4 protein-coding genes and 1 tRNA gene are annotated in these 3,098 nt (G+C 74.2%); 3 read left to right on the top strand and 2 right to left on the bottom strand.

Annotated features, from left to right (window positions below; genetic code table 11):
• The first annotated feature begins 92 nt into the window (after nucleotides 1–92).
• A tRNA-Tyr gene (locus tag DN069_RS38855) sits at nucleotides 93–173 on the top strand.
• 57 nt (nucleotides 174–230) lie between these two features.
• On the opposite strand, the gene DN069_RS38850 is transcribed toward DN069_RS38855, so the two are convergent.
• Nucleotides 231–875: a PadR family transcriptional regulator gene (locus DN069_RS38850; RefSeq protein WP_243640339.1), complete on the bottom strand. Its 645-nt coding sequence runs from the start codon at nucleotides 873–875 to the stop codon at nucleotides 231–233.
• A gap of 128 nt (nucleotides 876–1,003) precedes the next feature.
• Here DN069_RS38850 and DN069_RS38845 point away from each other — a divergent pair, with 128 nt between their 5' ends.
• A complete protein-coding gene (locus DN069_RS38845) occupies nucleotides 1,004–1,480 on the top strand; it encodes a hypothetical protein (protein WP_111507944.1) in 477 nt (158 codons plus the stop codon).
• 131 nt (nucleotides 1,481–1,611) lie between these two features.
• Nucleotides 1,612–2,136: a GNAT family N-acetyltransferase gene (locus DN069_RS38840; protein WP_165845840.1), complete on the top strand. Its 525-nt coding sequence runs from the start codon at nucleotides 1,612–1,614 to the stop codon at nucleotides 2,134–2,136.
• Between the two features lie 24 nt (nucleotides 2,137–2,160).
• Here the strand turns inward: DN069_RS38840 and DN069_RS38835 are convergent, their stop codons facing one another.
• Nucleotides 2,161–2,859 carry an amidohydrolase family protein gene (locus DN069_RS38835; protein ID WP_133260204.1) on the bottom strand — a complete coding sequence of 233 codons (699 nt, stop codon included), beginning with the start codon at nucleotides 2,857–2,859 and terminating at the stop codon, nucleotides 2,161–2,163.
• Nucleotides 2,860–3,098: the final 239 nt, after the last annotated feature.

Raw genomic sequence — 3,098 nt, 5'->3', positions numbered from 1 at the left:
CCCCCACACTGATCAACCGAGTGGCGAAGCACCCCCCACCATCGGGTATGGTTTACGACGTCGGAGCGGGGTACCGCGAAGACACCATCCCTGGCGGGTTGCCCGAGCGGCCAAAGGGAGCAGACTGTAAATCTGTCGCGCAAGCTACGCAGGTTCGAACCCTGCACCCGCCACGTGGAAGCCGAGAGGCCCCGGACCAGCACAAGCGGTCCGGGGCCTCTCGCATGTCGTCACTCCGCCCCGGTGGCGTCCTTCGGTTCGGCGAAGGCGAGGAGTTCCTCGTTGCTCCAGGAGAGCCGGCCGGCCTGGAGGTCGGCGATCACCGCGTCCAGCCAGGCGAGTTGCGCCGAGACCGTGACGCGCTGGTACTCCGTCTCCAGCATGGTGACGCGCGGCAGCCGGTGTTCGGCCTCGACGGCCATGATGGCGTCGATCTCGCTCAGCGAGGTGCGCAGCGCCTCGGCGCGTTCCGTGAAGACCTGGAGTGTCTCCTCCGGGCCCAGCATGACCAGGAACGAGAGCGCGGCCGGGAACTCCGGGAACTCCTGCTTCGGCTTGGCGAGCATCTCCAGCAGCCAGGCGCGCGCCGCGCCACGGCCCGCATCGGTGACCGCGTAGACGGTCCGCTCGGGGTACTGCTGGTCGCGCTCGGTCTCGCGTACCTCGATCAGCCCCGCCGACAGCAGGCGCTCGATGGTCCGGTACAGGCTCGCGCGCTGACTGACGTTCACGACCTGGTCCTTGCCCCACTGCTTGATCAGCCGCTGGATCCCGTAGGGGTGCAGCGGCTGGTAGTGCAGCAGCGACAGGACGGTCAGCGAGAGGGGCGAACTCTTCACGGCGCTGCGCGGGGCGGGGCTGTTCGGGCTGGTCATGGGGCTCATCGTACTCCCGGGCTAATCTCAGGAGTACTAGTTGACGCGAGACTAGTTTCAGTGCAACTATCGATGTGTCGGCGGGAGAGCCCGCAGGCCCCAGTCGCACCAACCGGAAGGAACTCACGATGAGTCAGGCGGAGCGCATCCACGTCGACCACTCGGTCACCAAGCGCCTCGGCAACTGGACCAGCGCGGACACCTTCGAGATCAAGGCGCGCGGCGGCGGCGTCGTGGTGGACCTGCGGTCGCCGGGCATCCCCGCGGAGGTCGAGGTCCGGGTGGAGATGCAGCGGGCCATGGTCAAGCTCCTCGTCCCCGAGGACGCCACGGTCGACCAGTGGGACCTGCGGTGGTCCGGCAAGGGCAAGGTCAAGGACGGCCAGGCCCCTGCCGAGCCGGGCCTGCGCCGGATCCGGCTGGTCGGCACCGCCGCCGACAGCGAGATCCGCGTGCACCGCGGCGGCGTGGCGATGGTCTCGGCGATGATGAGCCGCGAGTACCTCGACGACCTGCGCCGGGCGCGCAAGGAGGGCCGGCTCCCCGTGATCGACGACCCGACCCGAAACCCGTTCGCCGCCCCCCGGCGCCAGGCCTCCGCCTGACGCCGATGCGGGTACGGACGCTGACGTCACGTCACCGCGGTGGGCGCGTCACGACTCTTGCGCCGACCGCGGTGGCGTGGCGAAGCTTGGCCGCGGCGGCTGGGGGAAGGTTCCGGGGGGTGAGGGACTCGATGAGCGGGAGCGTGACGGTGAGCCCGGCCACCGCCGACGAGATCGACGCGGCGATGGCGGTCTGGCAGCACTCGCACCTCATCCGGCGCAACGGCCGGCCGCTGGCGCGGGCGCACGTACGGACGGCGTACGCCCGGATGGCCGAGCCGGGCGCGATGTTGCTGCTCGCGCGCGAGGAGGGCCGCGGCGAGGACGGCCACCCCGGGATCATCGGCACCATCCTCGGCCTGCAGGGGCTCGCGGACGACGGGGCGGGCCCGCCGGAGCCGGGGCTGCTGCACCTCAGCCTGCTCAGCGTCGCCCCGGACCGGTGGGGCCAGCACGTCGGGCGCCTGCTGCTGGAGCGGGTCGTCGCCGACGGCCGCGAGCGCGGCTACGCGCAGGCCCAACTGTGGACCCACGCCGACAACCTGCGCGCCAACCGCCTCTACCGCGCGCTCGGCTTCCGCCGCACCGGCCGCGTCAAGATCGACGACTGGGGCGAACTGCTGGTGCACTACCGCCTGGTGATGCCCCAGGCCTGACCGCGCGTCAGCCGCTCGCAGGGCTCAGGCCGGGCGGGACGGGCGCACCTGGCGCGGCACCGCGGCGGTCGTGGTGTCGGCGTACTCGCGCACCGCGCTGGTGCGGGAGACCACCCGGCCGGCGTGCAGCACCACGCGGCTGTGGCCGCCGCTCAGCGCGGCGACGAGGGTTTCCCCGCGCAGCGCCAGCAAATCCGCGGGCCGCCCGGCCTCGACGGCGCAGGCCGGCAGTCCGAGCCGGGCCCGCGCGCCGGGCCCGACCGCGTCGTAGGCGGCCGCCGCGGACAGGCCCGCCTGCGCGGCCAGCAGGAACGCCGCCTCGATCGGGTCCGCCCGTCCGACCGGGCGGGTGACGTCACGCAGCGCGCCGCTGCCGGCGGCCAGCGGCACACCGGCGTCGGCCAGGCGCCGCGCGGTGGCGGCGTCGAATCCCCCGGGTCCGGACGCCCCCGCACCGCAGCCGCCCTGCGGCAGCACCACCACACCCACGCGGTCCGCCGCCGCGCCCAGCGCGGCGACCGCGGACCGGGGCAGCGCCCCCGCGACGGTGAGCAGCGACCCGGTGGGCAGCCGGTCGAGCAGCGCGGTCAGCCGGTCCCGGTCGCGCGCGTCGTCCGGTGCGGGGAGCGGGCCGAGGTGCAGGTCCAGCGGGAGGCCGCAGGAGTGGGCCACTGCCAGCAGCGCCGCGAATGGGCCGTCCGGGTCGGGCCCCACGGGTCCCACGGACTCCACGAGCGTGCGCCCGCGCAACACCCCGCCGCCCAGCGCGTGTCGGCATCCACGCGCTGGGCGGCGGGGTGTTGCGCGGGCGCACGCTCGTGGAGTCCGTGGGACCCGTGGGGCCCGACCCGGACGGCCCATTCGCCGCCCTGCTGGCCGTGGCCCCCCCCTCCGCCCTCCCGCTGGACCTGCCCCTCGGCCCGCTCCCCCCCCCGGACGCCCCGCGCGACCGGGACCGCCGC

It is taken from the genome of Streptacidiphilus pinicola, from assembly GCF_003258295.1.
GTDB lineage: Bacteria > Actinomycetota > Actinomycetes > Streptomycetales > Streptomycetaceae > Streptacidiphilus > Streptacidiphilus pinicola.
The sequence above is the reverse complement of the archived record's forward strand: the minus strand, read 5'-3'. Positions and strand labels throughout refer to the sequence as shown.